The 13,894-nt window shown below is 37.9% G+C and carries 13 protein-coding genes and 1 pseudogene; 5 read left to right on the forward strand and 9 right to left on the reverse strand.

Annotated features, from left to right (window positions below):
• Positions 1 to 35 precede the first annotated feature (35 nt).
• From rseP to ACR30L_RS14530, 9 genes are all read right to left on the reverse strand, one after another.
• Positions 36 to 1,415, reverse strand: a complete 1,380-nt coding sequence (gene rseP / locus ACR30L_RS14490; protein WP_435234956.1) for a sigma E protease regulator RseP — start codon at positions 1,413 to 1,415, stop codon at positions 36 to 38.
• On the reverse strand, positions 1,409 to 2,608 hold the full coding sequence (gene ispC, locus ACR30L_RS14495; protein ID WP_435234957.1) for a 1-deoxy-D-xylulose-5-phosphate reductoisomerase: 1,200 nt from the start codon (positions 2,606 to 2,608) through the stop codon (positions 1,409 to 1,411). Before ispC ends, rseP begins: the two co-directional genes overlap by 7 nt.
• 3 nt (positions 2,609 to 2,611) lie before the next feature.
• Complete coding sequence (locus ACR30L_RS14500; protein ID WP_435234958.1) at positions 2,612 to 3,463, reverse strand: phosphatidate cytidylyltransferase; 852 nt, start codon at positions 3,461 to 3,463, stop codon at positions 2,612 to 2,614.
• A gap of 30 nt (positions 3,464 to 3,493) precedes the next feature.
• On the reverse strand, positions 3,494 to 4,198 hold the full coding sequence (gene uppS, locus ACR30L_RS14505; RefSeq protein ID WP_435237917.1) for a polyprenyl diphosphate synthase: 705 nt from the start codon (positions 4,196 to 4,198) through the stop codon (positions 3,494 to 3,496).
• Positions 4,199 to 4,334: 136 nt separating this feature from the next.
• Positions 4,335 to 4,892 carry a ribosome recycling factor gene (gene frr / locus ACR30L_RS14510; protein ID WP_435234959.1) on the reverse strand — a complete coding sequence of 186 codons (558 nt, stop codon included), beginning with the start codon at positions 4,890 to 4,892 and terminating at the stop codon, positions 4,335 to 4,337.
• A gap of 194 nt (positions 4,893 to 5,086) precedes the next feature.
• The gene (gene pyrH, locus ACR30L_RS14515) at positions 5,087 to 5,827 is read right to left on the reverse strand and encodes a UMP kinase (RefSeq protein WP_435234960.1); all 741 of its coding nucleotides are present in this window, start codon (positions 5,825 to 5,827) and stop codon (positions 5,087 to 5,089) included.
• A 276-nt stretch (positions 5,828 to 6,103) separates the two neighbouring features.
• Entirely contained in the window at positions 6,104 to 6,976 is an 873-nt protein-coding gene (gene tsf, locus ACR30L_RS14520) for a translation elongation factor Ts (RefSeq protein WP_435234961.1), read from the reverse strand.
• Between the two features lie 100 nt (positions 6,977 to 7,076).
• The gene (gene rpsB / locus ACR30L_RS14525; protein ID WP_435234962.1) at positions 7,077 to 7,814 is read right to left on the reverse strand and encodes a 30S ribosomal protein S2; all 738 of its coding nucleotides are present in this window, start codon (positions 7,812 to 7,814) and stop codon (positions 7,077 to 7,079) included.
• A 298-nt stretch (positions 7,815 to 8,112) separates the two neighbouring features.
• Positions 8,113 to 8,370, reverse strand: coding sequence for a helix-turn-helix transcriptional regulator (locus ACR30L_RS14530; RefSeq protein WP_435234963.1), 258 nt, complete (start codon positions 8,368 to 8,370; stop codon positions 8,113 to 8,115).
• Between the two features lie 5 nt (positions 8,371 to 8,375).
• Between ACR30L_RS14530 and ACR30L_RS14535 the strand changes: the two are divergent.
• The 5 genes and pseudogenes from ACR30L_RS14535 to map all read left to right on the forward strand — a co-directional run.
• A pseudogene (locus tag ACR30L_RS14535) lies at positions 8,376 to 8,519 on the forward strand (urease accessory protein UreG); the annotation flags it as partial.
• 454 nt (positions 8,520 to 8,973) lie between these two features.
• Positions 8,974 to 9,807, forward strand: coding sequence for an HAD-IIB family hydrolase (locus ACR30L_RS14540; protein WP_435234964.1), 834 nt, complete (start codon positions 8,974 to 8,976; stop codon positions 9,805 to 9,807).
• 20 nt (positions 9,808 to 9,827) lie between these two features.
• A complete protein-coding gene (locus ACR30L_RS14545; RefSeq protein ID WP_435234965.1) occupies positions 9,828 to 11,051 on the forward strand; it encodes a glycosyl transferase in 1,224 nt (407 codons plus the stop codon).
• A 75-nt stretch (positions 11,052 to 11,126) separates the two neighbouring features.
• Complete coding sequence (locus ACR30L_RS14550) at positions 11,127 to 12,902, forward strand: sugar phosphorylase (protein WP_435234966.1); 1,776 nt, start codon at positions 11,127 to 11,129, stop codon at positions 12,900 to 12,902.
• Between the two features lie 150 nt (positions 12,903 to 13,052).
• Positions 13,053 to 13,844 carry a type I methionyl aminopeptidase gene (gene map, locus ACR30L_RS14555; RefSeq protein WP_435234967.1) on the forward strand — a complete coding sequence of 264 codons (792 nt, stop codon included), beginning with the start codon at positions 13,053 to 13,055 and terminating at the stop codon, positions 13,842 to 13,844.
• The last annotated feature ends 50 nt before the right edge of the window (positions 13,845 to 13,894 follow it).

A 13,894-nucleotide genomic window follows, 5' to 3' on the forward strand; every position in this document is an offset into this window, starting at 1 on the left:
AAGTTATAAATACAGTTTCAATAAAATGTGTACTATTACGACAATAAATTCAAATCGTTAAGTAACGCGATGACCATAAATGTCATCAGTACTGCTCCACCAATTTTATAACCTATTTCCTGTATTTTTTCAGGTATTGCTTTGCCGGTAACAATCTCGGCACAATAATAAAGTAAATGTCCACCATCCAATACAGGTAATGGAATTAAATTCATCAATCCTAAATTTACACTGATTAACCCTAAAAAACCTAAAAAGTATTCGATGCCATAATTAGCACTCATTCCTGCGCCTTTTGCAATGGCAACCGGCCCACTAAGATTGGTCACCGCAATATCGCCAGTTACTAATTTAATTAATGTGTCAAAGGTCAGCTCAGTTAAACGCCCAGTTTTTTCAATGCCTTTAACAAAGGCTTCAATAGGTGAAAATTGTAACTTAACTCTAAAGGCTTCAGGATACTCATCAACAACAGGAGCAACACCAATATATCCTTGGATCAATTGTTGTGCATTCTCTCTCGATGCTGGCACTAAATTCAAATTAATTGACTGAGATGATCTGATAACTTCAACATTTAAAGGCTGCTCGGGATGGCCTTGAATTTGGCTAACAAACTCCTGCCATGTATTGAGCATGACACCATCAACGGCAACAAGCTGATCACCCACTTCTAAACCTGCTTTATCGCCTGCCCCACCCTCTGCGACATCTGCAACTTCTAAATGCACCGTAGGTCGATAGGGAATAAAACCTAAACTATCAATAATCGATTCTTTTTTAGGATCAAACTTCCAGTCCTGCAATGAGACCATAAAAATTTTTGTTGGTTCCAAATTATATTGATTTTTAGTATCGCTTAACGGTGCGATCGTGATTTGAAACTCACTTTCACCGATTTGCCCCACTAATGCCAAATTTAATGCTTCCCAATCGCCTACACTTTGGCCATTAACGGACATCACTTGAAACGGAGTATCGGTTTGAATTACATCAACAGGTGTATTTTCTGCCGTGCCATTAATAATTGGTTTCGCACTATTTATACCAACCATGTACATAATAAAAAATACGAAAATAGCTAATAGAAAATTAGCTATGGGCCCCGCTGCAACAATCGCAATTCGTTGCCAAACTGTTTTTTTATCAAAGGCAAATTGTTCATCATCTTCGGTCAATTCATCTACTCGACCATCCAACATTTTAACATAGCCACCGAGTGGAATAGCGGCAACAGCGAACTCGGTGCCTTGACTATCTGTACGTTTAAATAGAACTTTACCAAAGCCAACCGAAAAACGGTGAACTTTGACACCACAGCGTCTCGCCACCCAAAAATGTCCGTATTCATGAATAGTGACTAGAATACTCAATGCGGCAATAAAAGCCCCTAAATTCCATAGAATCGTTAACATAAAAAATCTCGCTTAATAAGTTTCATCGCTTGCAGCTTCGCCTCTGCATCAATTTCAAACAGGTGATCAATGGATTCTACCTGTTGATTCCCACTTAAATTTAATACCTGTTCAATTAACTGAGGTATTTGGGTAAATTTTATCTTATTTTCTAGAAAAGCTTCAACTGCAACTTCATTTGCTGCATTTAACCTTGTTGTCGCATGTTGCCCTTCATAACAGGCATCAATCGCTAATTTTAAACAAGGGTAACGATTATAATCCGGTTCAGCAAAACTAAAATCCTTGCTCGAAAAGAAATCAAAAGGCGGCACACCACTGTCGATTCGCGCTTTCCCGCCCATCACATAAGCAATAGGAACGCGCATATCTGGGTTACCTATTTGTGCAATAACACTACCATCTTTATATTGCACCATAGAATGAATAACAGATTGGGGATGAATAATAACCTGTAATTGTTCGGCTGAAGTATTAAATAACCACCGTGCTTCAATATACTCTAATCCTTTATTCATCATGGTGGCGGAATCAACTGAAATTTTTTGACCCATCGACCAATTCGGATGATTAACAGCCTGAGCAGGGGTAATCAAAGAAAATGTGTCTAATTCTCTTTCTAAAAATGGCCCGCCAGATCCAGTTAATAAAATTTTAGAGACCCCTTCAGCTGGTAAATCACACACACCAATAGTTTGCTGTAAGGTCGGGGATAAAGCTTGAAAAATAGCATTGTGCTCACTATCAACGGGCCATAACTTAGCTCCAGAACGGCTAGCGGCTTCAACAAATAAAGCACCGGACATCACTAATGCTTCTTTGTTAGCTAAAAATATTTCTTTACCCGACTGCACTGCTGCCAAGGTGCTTTTTAATCCTGCCCCACCAACAATAGCAGCCATCACACTATCAATCTCATCACTTGCCAACAATTGCAATAAAGACGCTTCGTCATCGAGCACTTGGCAAGATAATTGAGAATTTTGTAATAAGTGAAATAAAGCTAAGCGTGCATGCTGATCGCTCATTGACACATATGTAGGTTTGAATTCGAGACATAACTCAAACATTTTATCGACACTTACCGACGCGGCTAACAATGTAATATCATAAAGGTCTGGATTAAATCGACATACGCTTAACGTGCTTGCGCCAATTGATCCTGTTGCCCCTAGAATAGCTAATTTTTTCATAGTCTAATTCAACCAAATCAGATAAAAAATGGCAAAAACGGGTACAGCAGCAGTCAAGCTATCAATGCGATCTAAAATGCCACCATGGCCAGGTAATAAATTACCACTGTCTTTCAATCCAGCTTCTCGCTTAAAGATACTTTCATTGAGATCACCTAATGCTGACACACAGATAGTCACGAATGACGAGACGAGAAACACGAATATTTTGTCGCTTGCTATTGCAAAAAAAACGGTGCCCAAATAAGCAACAATCATGGCTAATAATAACCCGCCAATAAAACCTTCAATTGTCTTACCTGGGCTTACGTTAATCGCTAATTTATTTTTACCAAAGCGTTTACCACAAAAATAAGCACCGGTATCCGCAGCCCAAACAAGCATAAAGACAAATAATAATAATTCCGCACCAAAATAAAAATTGGTATCGATATTAATTGATCGTAACAATACCATTCCAAAGAAAAAAGGAAGTAACGTTAACACTCCCATAATACTTTTAATTGTCCAATTACTTGACCAAAATGGCGCCGTTTTAGGGTAACTAATCACCATTATTAAAGAGATTACCCACCAGATAGCTGCCACCATCAAACACCAATAAATAAATGGATTAACCGTTCCATTAATCCAAATATTCTCAACTGGTAACATAAAGACGGACGCGCAAAGCAAAATGGCAAAAAGATAAAAAACAGTTAAAGGTTTCACTTTACTAACAAAAGCGCCCCACTCTTTGCTCGCCAATAAAAAAATAACGGCAGCAAACAGCATAAAAAGGTTTAGCGGCAATAAAAAAACGCCCGCAATAGTTAGGGGCGCAATAATCAAAGCTGTAATAATTCGTTGTTTCACAGAAACTTCCTGTTATATTCAATGGTCATGTTATTCGTCACTTACAGCTTGCAAAATAACTTGTTCACTAGTTTGTCCAAAACGCCTTTCTTTTCCAGAAAAAAAGTCTAATGCATTCTGAAAAGAAATAGCATCGAAGTCGGGCCATAGAATATCGGTAAAATACAGTTCTGTATAAGCGAGCTGCCATAACAGAAAATTACTGATCCGTTGCTCTCCACCAGTGCGAATCATTAAATCGATTTCAGGTAAATCATATAACGTCATTCCCTGAGCAATTCGATCTTCGTCAATATCATCAATCGACAATTCACCCTTAGCAACTTGCGCTGCAATATGTTTAGTCGCTTGAGCAATATCCCAGCGACCACCATAATTTGCAGCAACATTAAGCGCGAGTCCGGTATTATTTTCAGTGAGTTTTTGAGCTTCAGACACTTTTTTCTGAATTCGATCACTAAAACTCGTCATATCACCAATAACAGTCAATTTAATATTATGTTGATGCAGTTTCTTTACTTCACTACCGAGAACGGTAAAAAAAAGCTCCATTAACATATTCACTTCCTGTTTAGGACGCTTCCAATTTTCACTACTAAAAGCAAAAATAGTTAACGCTTTGAATTCCTTTTCACTGGCAAAGGTAATCGCTTTACGTAAAGATTTAACACCATGCTTATGTCCAAATACACGATGCTTCCCTTTTTGTTTAGCCCAGCGACCATTCCCATCCATTATAATAGCAACATGTTGCGGCACTTTTATTGGTTGATTTAATGTAGTCACAGTTAACCTTAGAATCTAAAATAATACAGATATTCTTCGCTAGTGAACCGAATAACAGTTCACTAATTTCATGCTCTAATCGTTATTAAACTTCTAATAACTCTTTTTCTTTAACAGCTAAAATTTCATCGATTTGTTTAACAAATTCATCTGTTACTTTTTGCACATTATCTTCGCCAAGACGCTGTTCGTCTTCACTAATATCTTTATCTTTTTCTAATGTTTTAAGGTCATTATTTGCATCACGACGAATATTGCGAATTGCAATACGTGTATTTTCAGCTTCACCACGAACGACTTTAATTAAATCTTTACGACGTTCTTCTGTTAATGGTGGTAATGGAATACGAATAACTGTTCCCGCTGACATTGGATTTAAACCAAGGTTTGATCCCATGATCGCTTTTTCTACAGCTTGAATTAAAGTCGCATCAAAAACAGTTACAGTTAATGTCCGTGCATCTTCAGTTGACACATTACCAACTTGACGAAGTGGAGTATTACTTCCATAGTATGGCACCATGATGCCATCTAATAAGCTTGGGTGTGCACGACCTGTACGTACTTTTGCTAACTGGTTTCTAAAAGATTCAACACTTTTGGTCATACGCGTTTGCGCGTCACTTTTCACTTCATTAATCATAACAATTCTCTTAATTTTATTTTTAACTGATATCTTATTATCTACTTAGCAGATAATTAAAACGAGCATTTTTTACAACACTCGTTACCTAAGTCGTACGTCAAAATTGACTGACATTAACACATTGAGATAGGCATAATCTAAAAGACGGAGAAAACCGACTTATATTAAATCACTTAACTACCTCAATTAATTCAGTCATTATTCGCACAATGCGTAATCGTTGTACCTTCATCTTCACCTAACACAACACGGCTTAATGCACCCGGTTTATTCATATTAAATACACGAATTGGTAAGCTATGATCACGTGCTAATGTGAATGCGGCAAGATCCATCACTTGTAATTCTTTTTCTAATACTACTTGGTAATCAATTTCTGTATACAATTTTGCATCAGGATTTTTAACTGGATCAGCATCATAAACACCGTCCACTTTAGTGCCTTTAAGCACGGCATCGGCTTCAATTTCAATACCACGTAGGCAAGCAGCCGAATCAGTTGTAAAGAATGGATTACCTGTACCGGCAGAAAAAATTACAACTGAACCTAATTTCAAATGTTTGATGGCTTCAGCCCAGTTATAATCATCACACACGCCATTCAATGGAATTGCCGACATTAAACGTGCATTTACATGAGAACGATGTAATGCATCACGCATTGCTAATCCATTCATCACCGTTGCTAACATGCCCATATGGTCACCAACAACACGATTCATGCCCGCTTCTGCTAAGCCTGCACCACGAAAAATATTACCACCACCGATAACTAAACCGACTTGAACACCCGCTTCAATCAATGCTTTAATCTCTACCGCCATACGATCCAACACCTTTGGATCAATGCCAAAACCTTCTTCGCCAACTAAGGCTTCACCACTTAATTTCAATAAAATACGACGATATGCAGATTTATGGTTTGTACTCATAATGTTCTTCCCTCAAAGTAAGCGCAACAGCAACCAGATGAATAGATTGTTATTCTAAACAACCTATTCATAAAATAACTATAAATCAGCATATTGTAACAAAATTTTGTCAGTTTTATTTATTTTTATCTAGACAGGATTTAGTACAAAAATACAACGATGGGCGTGGCTATCCAATAAATTAAAACGACTATTATTAATATAAAAGAACCGCAGTCATAGCCGCGGTTCTTTTTACAATAAGTATCTATTTATTGTTACCTAAAAAGCGTTCAATTACTTCACAGAAGCCATTGTTGCAGCTACTTCAGCAGCAAAATCTTCAACTTTTTTCTCGATACCTTCACCCACTTCTAAACGGATGAACGTTTCAACGTCAGCACCAGCATCTTTAAGAAGCTTAGCAACTTTCATTGAAGGGTCTTTAACAAATGCTTGACCAGTCAGGCTCACTTCACCAGTGAATTTAGCCATACGACCAGAAACCATTTTCTCAGCAATCTCAGCTGGTTTACCACTATCGATAGCAATTTGTAACTGAATTTCTTTCTCTTTCGCTACAACTTCAGCTGGTACATCTTCAGGTTTAACAAACTGAGGAGCAGAAGCTGCAACATGCATTGCGATATCTTTAGCAAGTTCAGCGTCACCGCCTTTAAGTACAGAGATAACACCAATTTTACCGCTGTGTACATATGCGCCAAGGTTTTCACCTTCAACGATTTGTAAACGACGAACAGAGATGTTTTCACCGATTTTAGCAACAAGCGTTGCACGAGCGTCTTCAACAGTAGTTGAAGCTTCATATTCAGCAGCGCTTAAAGCTTCTACTGAGTCAATTTTGTTTGCTAATGCGATTTCAGCAACTTTATTAGCAAATGCTAGGAAGCTTTTATCCATTGCAACGAAGTCAGTTTCACAGTTAACTTCAGCAATAAGTGCAACACTGCCTGCCGTTTTAGCAAGAATAACGCCTTCTGCAGCAACACGTCCTGCTTTTTTAGCCGCTTTAATTGCACCAGATTTACGCATGTTTTCAATTGCAAGCTCGATGTCACCATCGGCTTCAACTAATGCTTTTTTACAATCCATCATACCCGCAGCGGTGCGGTCACGAAGTTCTTTAACTTGCTTAGCTGTAATAGCCATTGTCGAATTCCTATATTAAATCTATAAAAAAGGGGTCCTTAAGACCCCTGATAACCAACCATTAAATTGGCTAATAAGAGTTTCTAAAAATTAGAAAAGCTTATTTTTCAGCAGTTTCTTCAACAAAACCGTCTGCTTCAGCTGCAACAGCAACATCTGCTTCACGACCTTCTTTAATCGTTTGAGCAGCTGCAGATAAGTACAGTTTGATAGCACGGATAGCATCATCATTACCAGGTACAACGAAATCGATGTTATCTGGGCATGAGTTAGTATCTACGATAGCAACAACAGGAATACCTAGGTTGTTAGCTTCTTTAATTGCAATATGTTCGTGATCTGCATCGATTACGAAGATTACATCAGGGATACCGCCCATATTTTTGATACCACCAAGCGTTTTGTCAAGCTTGATTAACTCACGAGAACGCATAAGCGCTTCTTTTTTAGTTAACTTGTCAAAAGTACCGTCTTGGCTTTGAATTTCAAGGTCTTTCAAACGTTTGATCGATTGACGAACTGTTTTCCAGTTAGTCAACATACCACCTAACCAACGATAATCAACGTAGAATTGATCACAGCTGATTGCTGCTTCTTTCACAGCTTCAGAAGCTGCGCGTTTAGTACCAACAAATAATACTTTACCTTTTTTAGCTGCTTTCGCTTCTAAAAAGTTAAGTGCTTTGTTGAACATTGGAACAGTTTGCTCAAGGTTAATGATATGAACTTTATTACGTGCACCAAAAATGAAAGGCTTCATTTTTGGGTTCCAGTAACGAGTTTGGTGACCGAAGTGTACGCCAGCTTGTAGCATGTCGCGCATTGATACGTTTGCCATTAGAATTTCCTTTTAGGGGGTTAGGCCTCCACACATCCCATATACTCGACCTCGTACTTAAATAAAAGTAACAGGCACCCCGAGTAACGTGTCGATGTGTGTGTGTGTTATATAAAATAAAGCTTAATACTGTCACTTTTCATAATTAAAAAGCAGGTAAAAAACCTTAATAAGTTAAGTAAGATTTACCGATACAAATTGTAGCAAAAATCTTGGCGCGATTTATATCATAGTTAACAATGAAACTCAACGATTGTTGTGTAAAGACATTATTCTATAAAAATTCAAAATACATGTTTTACGATTCTAAAATCCGAATTGAAATAGCAGCCGCCGAGGTACGGTTATCAACCCCCAACTTTTTATAGATTTGTTCTAAATGTTTATTAACGGTTCGGGGGCTCATATCCAAAATTTGCGAAATTTCCCAACTGGCTTTCCCATAAGAAACCCAATATAAAACTTCTGATTCTCGTTTCGTGACCGGTAGGGCTTTTTTTAAATCTTGCACATTTTTTTTCTGTTGATCTCCTTTTAAAATACGCAACAAATGCATTTCATCCTGTTGGCGCATCCCTTGAGGTTATGGACAGAGATGCTAAAAAAATGCGTGGTGATAAACCTTTTGTTTTTAGCAATATGAAAACCCAGCAAGGATTAGACGACATTATTAACTTTATCGAAACAGAAGGCATGCTTAAGTAACCATTTTATTTCGCCTTACAATGCAACATAAAGACACCTGTATTGACACTGCAGGTGTCATAATGACCACCTAGACTTCAACAAAAGTAATGATAATCAGCTATTTACCCACTTTTCACCAAGAGTGAGCATTGCATTTTAAAACCCCACCAAATTGCACCAAATTAAACCACCGATCATAATAATCATTATAAACTGAATATCACATCGAATTTAAAAAACAAAAATAACCTTATTAAACAATTAGTTAAAATAAAACAATTCGTTTATCTAAAATATCACCGTAAATGGTCTAATTATTGCTGCAGTTACTAATGCATTTTTGAGGATATTAATTTAATGTTTTATCGAATAACCAATCAGCATCAACTATTTGTCGATTTAATCACGGCATCGACAACCTCATACTATTATTCTGATTAACTCAATAATTAAAACGGAACTAGATATGCCCATGAAAAAGAAAAGAGTAATCTTTACCGATTTAGATGGCACCTTACTGGATCATTACACCTATAAAACCGATGCAGCAGAAGAAACCCTCGCAATATTAAAATCCCAAAATATCCCTGTTGTACTTAATAGCAGTAAAACACAACAAGAAATGTTACTGATTCGAGAACAATTAAATTTAACCAGCCCATTTATCATTGAAAATGGCGCCGCTATTTATATTCCCGTCGGTTATTTTAAAGCGCAACCTCAAGATACTGTATTAGAAAATGGCTTTTGGGTGAAATCTTTTTGCCAACCCAAGGAATATTGGCTATCGTTATTAGGCGAACATGCAATGGCATATCGCAATGATTTTCAAGGCTTTTCACAATTAACAGATGCACAGCTAGCAGAGCTAACTGGATTGCCTATCGATAAAGCAACGATGGCGAAGCAACGCCAATTTAGTGAACCATTAAACTGGCTTGGCAGTGAACAATCTAAAGCCGATTTTATTAATTTAATGAGCTCTCTGGGCGCCACCATACTTCAGGGAGGCCGTTTTTTACATGTCAGTGGAGAATGTGATAAAGGGTTAGCACAAACATGGTTAACAGCACAATATCAACAGGAAGCACCACAACAACAGATAATAACAATTGCACTGGGAGACAGTAATAATGATAGCGCGATGCTAGAAGAAGCGACGATTGCTATTCAAATTCATTCACCTGTACATGAATTTCCACATTTAAACCGGAAACATCAGGTGTACCAAAGCCGTCTTGACGGTCCTGCTGGTTGGGCCGAATCATTACATGACGTGTTATTGTCATCATTAACCAATGAATAGACTAAGAAGAGTATTTTATTATGGCTGATTTTTATCAAAATGGCATTGTCACTACAATGCATAATTTATCACAACGTAGTAATGAAGATCTTGAACAGGAATTAAAAAAATTCTCCAAAAAGCGTCCAATGGGATTAATTTTACCCTCTTTATTTTCAGAATTAGAAGGTGATGCGTTACCAGCGATTGTTGAACACTTAACTGAAGTCCCCTATTTAACTGAAATTGTTATTGGTTTAGACAGAGCCACTGAAGAGCAATTCCGCCACGCCTTAAAATTCTTTAAAAAGTTACCTCAAGAACATAAAGTATTATGGAATGAAGGCCCTCGTCTACAAGCCTTAGATGCAAAACTACAAGCTTTGGGCGTTGCTCCTAAAGAACTAGGTAAAGGACGCAATGTTTGGTACTGCATGGGTTACACGCTAGCCTCTGGCAAAACAGAATCCGTTGCCTTACATGATTGTGATATCGTCACCTATGATCGTTCATTACTTGCCAGACTTATCTACCCAGTAGCAAACCCACAGTTTAACTATGAATTCTGTAAAGGCTATTATGCTCGCGTTGCCGATGGCAAGATCAATGGCCGCGTCTCACGCTTATTGGTCACCCCATTGGTCAAAGCATTGAAGAAAACCATCGGACACAATGAGTATTTAGAATTTATCGATAGCTTCCTTTATCCCTTAGCAGGTGAATTTTCATTCCGAAAAGATGTGCTAACAGACTTACGCATTCCAAGTGACTGGGGACTCGAAATTGGTGTGCTTTCTGAAATGCACCGTAACTATGCAAGTAATCGAACTTGTCAGGTAGATATTGCCGACGCCTATGACCATAAACATCAAGATCTATCATTGGATAATATCGAAGCCGGTCTGTCCAAAATGTCCGTTGATATCACTAAAGCATTTTTCCGTAAATTAGCCACTCAAGGTGAGACGTTTACAGCTGAAACAATACGTACTTTAAAAGCCACCTATTACCGTATTGCGCTCGATTACGTTGAAATGTATCGCAGTGATGCCATGATGAACGGATTGAAAATAGATATCCACAATGAAGAAAAAGCCATTGAAATGTTTGCTGAAAATGTCATGACGGCTGGTCAGATCTTCTTGGATCATCCAATGGACACACCATTTATCCCTTCCTGGAACCGAGTAATCAGTGCAATGCCAGATGTGCTTGATCAACTAAAAGAAGCGGTAGAGTTAGATTATCAAGAGTTTAGTGAATAAATATAAACCGTGTTGACTGACTAACCAACGACGTCTTTGGTTAGTCAGTAGAAAAGCATTACCTAAGGGGAAAAAATGGACGATTTAAATAACACCAGTGAAGCACTGCAAGCATTACAAGCGAAACTGATTCAACAAATTGATTTTATTTATAAAGACGTTGATGCAAATATCGATAGTGCTCAACTCAGTGATGAGTTGATTAAATTAATGCGCCTTGAGCAACACTGTCATCAACCCATCCCCTATGAAAGCCATTGGTCAGAAAAAGACATAATCATGATCACCTATGCAGATAGTGTTATGCAGGAAGATCAAAGCCCCTTAGTCACATTGCAGAATTTTATTGATACTTATATCGGTAAAAGTATTAATAGTGTCCATATTTTACCTTTTTTCCCTTACAGCTCAGACGATGGTTTTTCGGTTATCGATTATTCAAGTGTCAATGAATCCGTTGGTGATTGGGAAGATATTAAAGAAATTGCAACGCATCGACGTTTGATGTCTGACCTTGTTATCAACCATTGTTCAAGTAGAAGTGCATGGTTTCAAAACTTTGTAAAAGGTGAAGGAATTGGTCACGATTATTTTTATACCGCATCTATCGAAGATGACGTTAAAGATGTTGTTCGCCCAAGAACCTCGCCTTTACTAAGAGAAACAGAAACGGGTAAAGGAATGCAAAATGTCTGGTGTACCTTTAGTCACGACCAAGTTGATTTTGATTTTAGAAACCCAGAGGTACTAAAAAGCTTTGTTGATATTATTCGTTTATACCTTGATATGGGTGTACGCATATTCCGTTTCGATGCCGTCGCATTTCTCTGGAAAACACTGGGCACTACCTGTATTAACCTACCTCAAACACACGAAGTTATCCGTCTATTACGAACGCTTATCGAACATGCCCAATCCGATGCGGTGATTATTACCGAAACCAATATCCCGAACACCCAAAACCTGACTTACTTTGGTAATGCCAATGAAGCCCATGCAATATACAACTTCTCATTGCCCCCACTGCTGATTAACACATTAGTCACAGGCAGTTGTTTATATTTAAAACGCTGGTTGATGAGTATGCCACCAGCGCAAAATGGCACATTCTACTTTAACTTTATTGCTTCTCACGATGGTGTTGGGTTACGTCCTGCAGAAGGTCTTTTAGATGATGAAGAGTTATTAACACTGGTTGATACGATGCAAGAATTTGGTGGTAAGATCTCCTGGCGTAGTGCCGAAGGCGGCCAACAGAAACCCTATGAAATCAATATTGCCCTATACGATGCTTTACAGGGAACAACCAAAGGTAAGGACGAATTAGGCGCACAACGTTTTATCTGTGCACATGCCATTATGTTTGCTCTCGAAGGAGTCCCCGGTGTTTATATTCATAGTTTATTAGGTACACATAATGATTATGAGAAATTTGCAAACACCCAACAAAACCGTTCAATTAACCGTCACCGTTGGGATTACGACTTATTACAAAACCACCTAAGCGATCCAAACGACCATCATTACAAGACATTATCATCAATGAAGCACTTGCTTGATATTCGTATTAAACAACCGGCATTCCACCCTAATGCAACACAATTCACGCTGCATTTAGGATTAACATTATTTGGTTTCTGGCGTCAAAGTCAAAATAGAAAACAAAGCATTTTTTGTATCAGTAATATAACCGATGAGAAAGTCGATTTATTACTCAATGGGTTAAATCTCATTATGACCGAAGATTGGTATGAGTTAATTAGTGATACTAGCATTGACCCGTTACAGGAATCATTAATTCTTGACCCCTATCAAACGGTTTGGATCAGTAATATTAAAACAGCTCAATAGCACCACAAAAAACAGGTGTATAAATCCAAAAATCTTAACTACATCAGAGAGATAAAAGCATTATGAATATTTTATTTTTAAACTTCGCTAGCTTCATTGATGTGAATTCTTTATAGTTATTATTTAGTATTAGAAATATAGAGAAATAACATGGCAGCAATCATTAAAACGGCAGATGAAATAGAAAAAATGCGCATTGCAGGACAACTCGCAGCAGATGTACTTATCATGATCGAACCTTATATCAAAGAAGGCGTCACGACCAATGAACTAGACAAAATCTGCCACGATTTTATTGTCAATGAACAGCAAGCAATTCCAGCACCACTTAATTACCATGGCTTTCCAAAATCAATATGTACTTCTCTGAATCATGTTGTTTGTCACGGTATTCCAAACGATAAAGCACTTAAAAACGGCGATATCATGAACGTTGATATCACCGTAATCAAAGATGGTTATCATGGTGATACTTCGAAAATGTTTATGGTTGGCAAACCTTCAATTATGGCTGAACGCTTATCACGTATCGCCCAAGAATGTTTATATATTGGTATCAACTTGGTTAAACCAGGCGCACGTCTAGGTGATATCGGTGAAGCGATCCAAAAACATGCAGAAAAAAATCACTACTCAGTGGTACGTGAATATTGTGGGCATGGGATCGGAGCTGGCTTCCACGAAGAACCACAAGTACTGCATTACGGTCGTGCTGGGACAGGTGAAATTCTACAAGCGGGTCAGTGTTTTACCATTGAACCGATGCTCAATGCAGGTAAAAAATCCTGTAAAGTACTTCGTGATGAATGGACTGTTGTAACAAAAGATAAAAAGCCTTCTGCACAATGGGAACACACCTTACTGGTCACTGAAACGGGCTGTGAAATTTTAACTTTACGTCCAGAAGAAACCATTGAACGTATTATTAACCATGATGAGTAACATCAAATAGCAAGACTAAGTTTACTCTTTGTTTATTTTAGCTTTTATCA

The organism is Psychromonas saccharinae, from assembly GCF_051201515.1.
Taxonomy (GTDB): domain Bacteria; phylum Pseudomonadota; class Gammaproteobacteria; order Enterobacterales; family Psychromonadaceae; genus Psychromonas.

What these genes read in the sequence shown, in the direction of transcription:
- ispC (WP_435234957.1), bottom strand. Translation starts at nt 2,608, where the DNA reads ATGAAAAAATTAGCTATTCTAGGGGCAACAGGATCAATTGGCGCAAGC.
- ACR30L_RS14530 (WP_435234963.1), bottom strand. Translation starts at nt 8,370, where the DNA reads ATGCATTTGTTGCGTATTTTAAAAGGAGATCAACAGAAAAAAAATGTG.
- ACR30L_RS14545 (WP_435234965.1), top strand. Translation starts at nt 9,828, where the DNA reads ATGGCTGATTTTTATCAAAATGGCATTGTCACTACAATGCATAATTTA.
- pyrH (WP_435234960.1), bottom strand. Translation starts at nt 5,827, where the DNA reads ATGAGTACAAACCATAAATCTGCATATCGTCGTATTTTATTGAAATTA.
- ACR30L_RS14550 (WP_435234966.1), top strand. Translation starts at nt 11,127, where the DNA reads ATGGACGATTTAAATAACACCAGTGAAGCACTGCAAGCATTACAAGCG.
- map (WP_435234967.1), top strand. Translation starts at nt 13,053, where the DNA reads ATGGCAGCAATCATTAAAACGGCAGATGAAATAGAAAAAATGCGCATT.
- frr (WP_435234959.1), bottom strand. Translation starts at nt 4,892, where the DNA reads ATGATTAATGAAGTGAAAAGTGACGCGCAAACGCGTATGACCAAAAGT.
- ACR30L_RS14540 (WP_435234964.1), top strand. Translation starts at nt 8,974, where the DNA reads ATGAAAAAGAAAAGAGTAATCTTTACCGATTTAGATGGCACCTTACTG.
- rpsB (WP_435234962.1), bottom strand. Translation starts at nt 7,814, where the DNA reads ATGGCAAACGTATCAATGCGCGACATGCTACAAGCTGGCGTACACTTC.
- rseP (WP_435234956.1), bottom strand. Translation starts at nt 1,415, where the DNA reads ATGTTAACGATTCTATGGAATTTAGGGGCTTTTATTGCCGCATTGAGT.
- uppS (WP_435237917.1), bottom strand. Translation starts at nt 4,198, where the DNA reads ATGGATGGGAATGGTCGCTGGGCTAAACAAAAAGGGAAGCATCGTGTA.
- tsf (WP_435234961.1), bottom strand. Translation starts at nt 6,976, where the DNA reads ATGGCTATTACAGCTAAGCAAGTTAAAGAACTTCGTGACCGCACCGCT.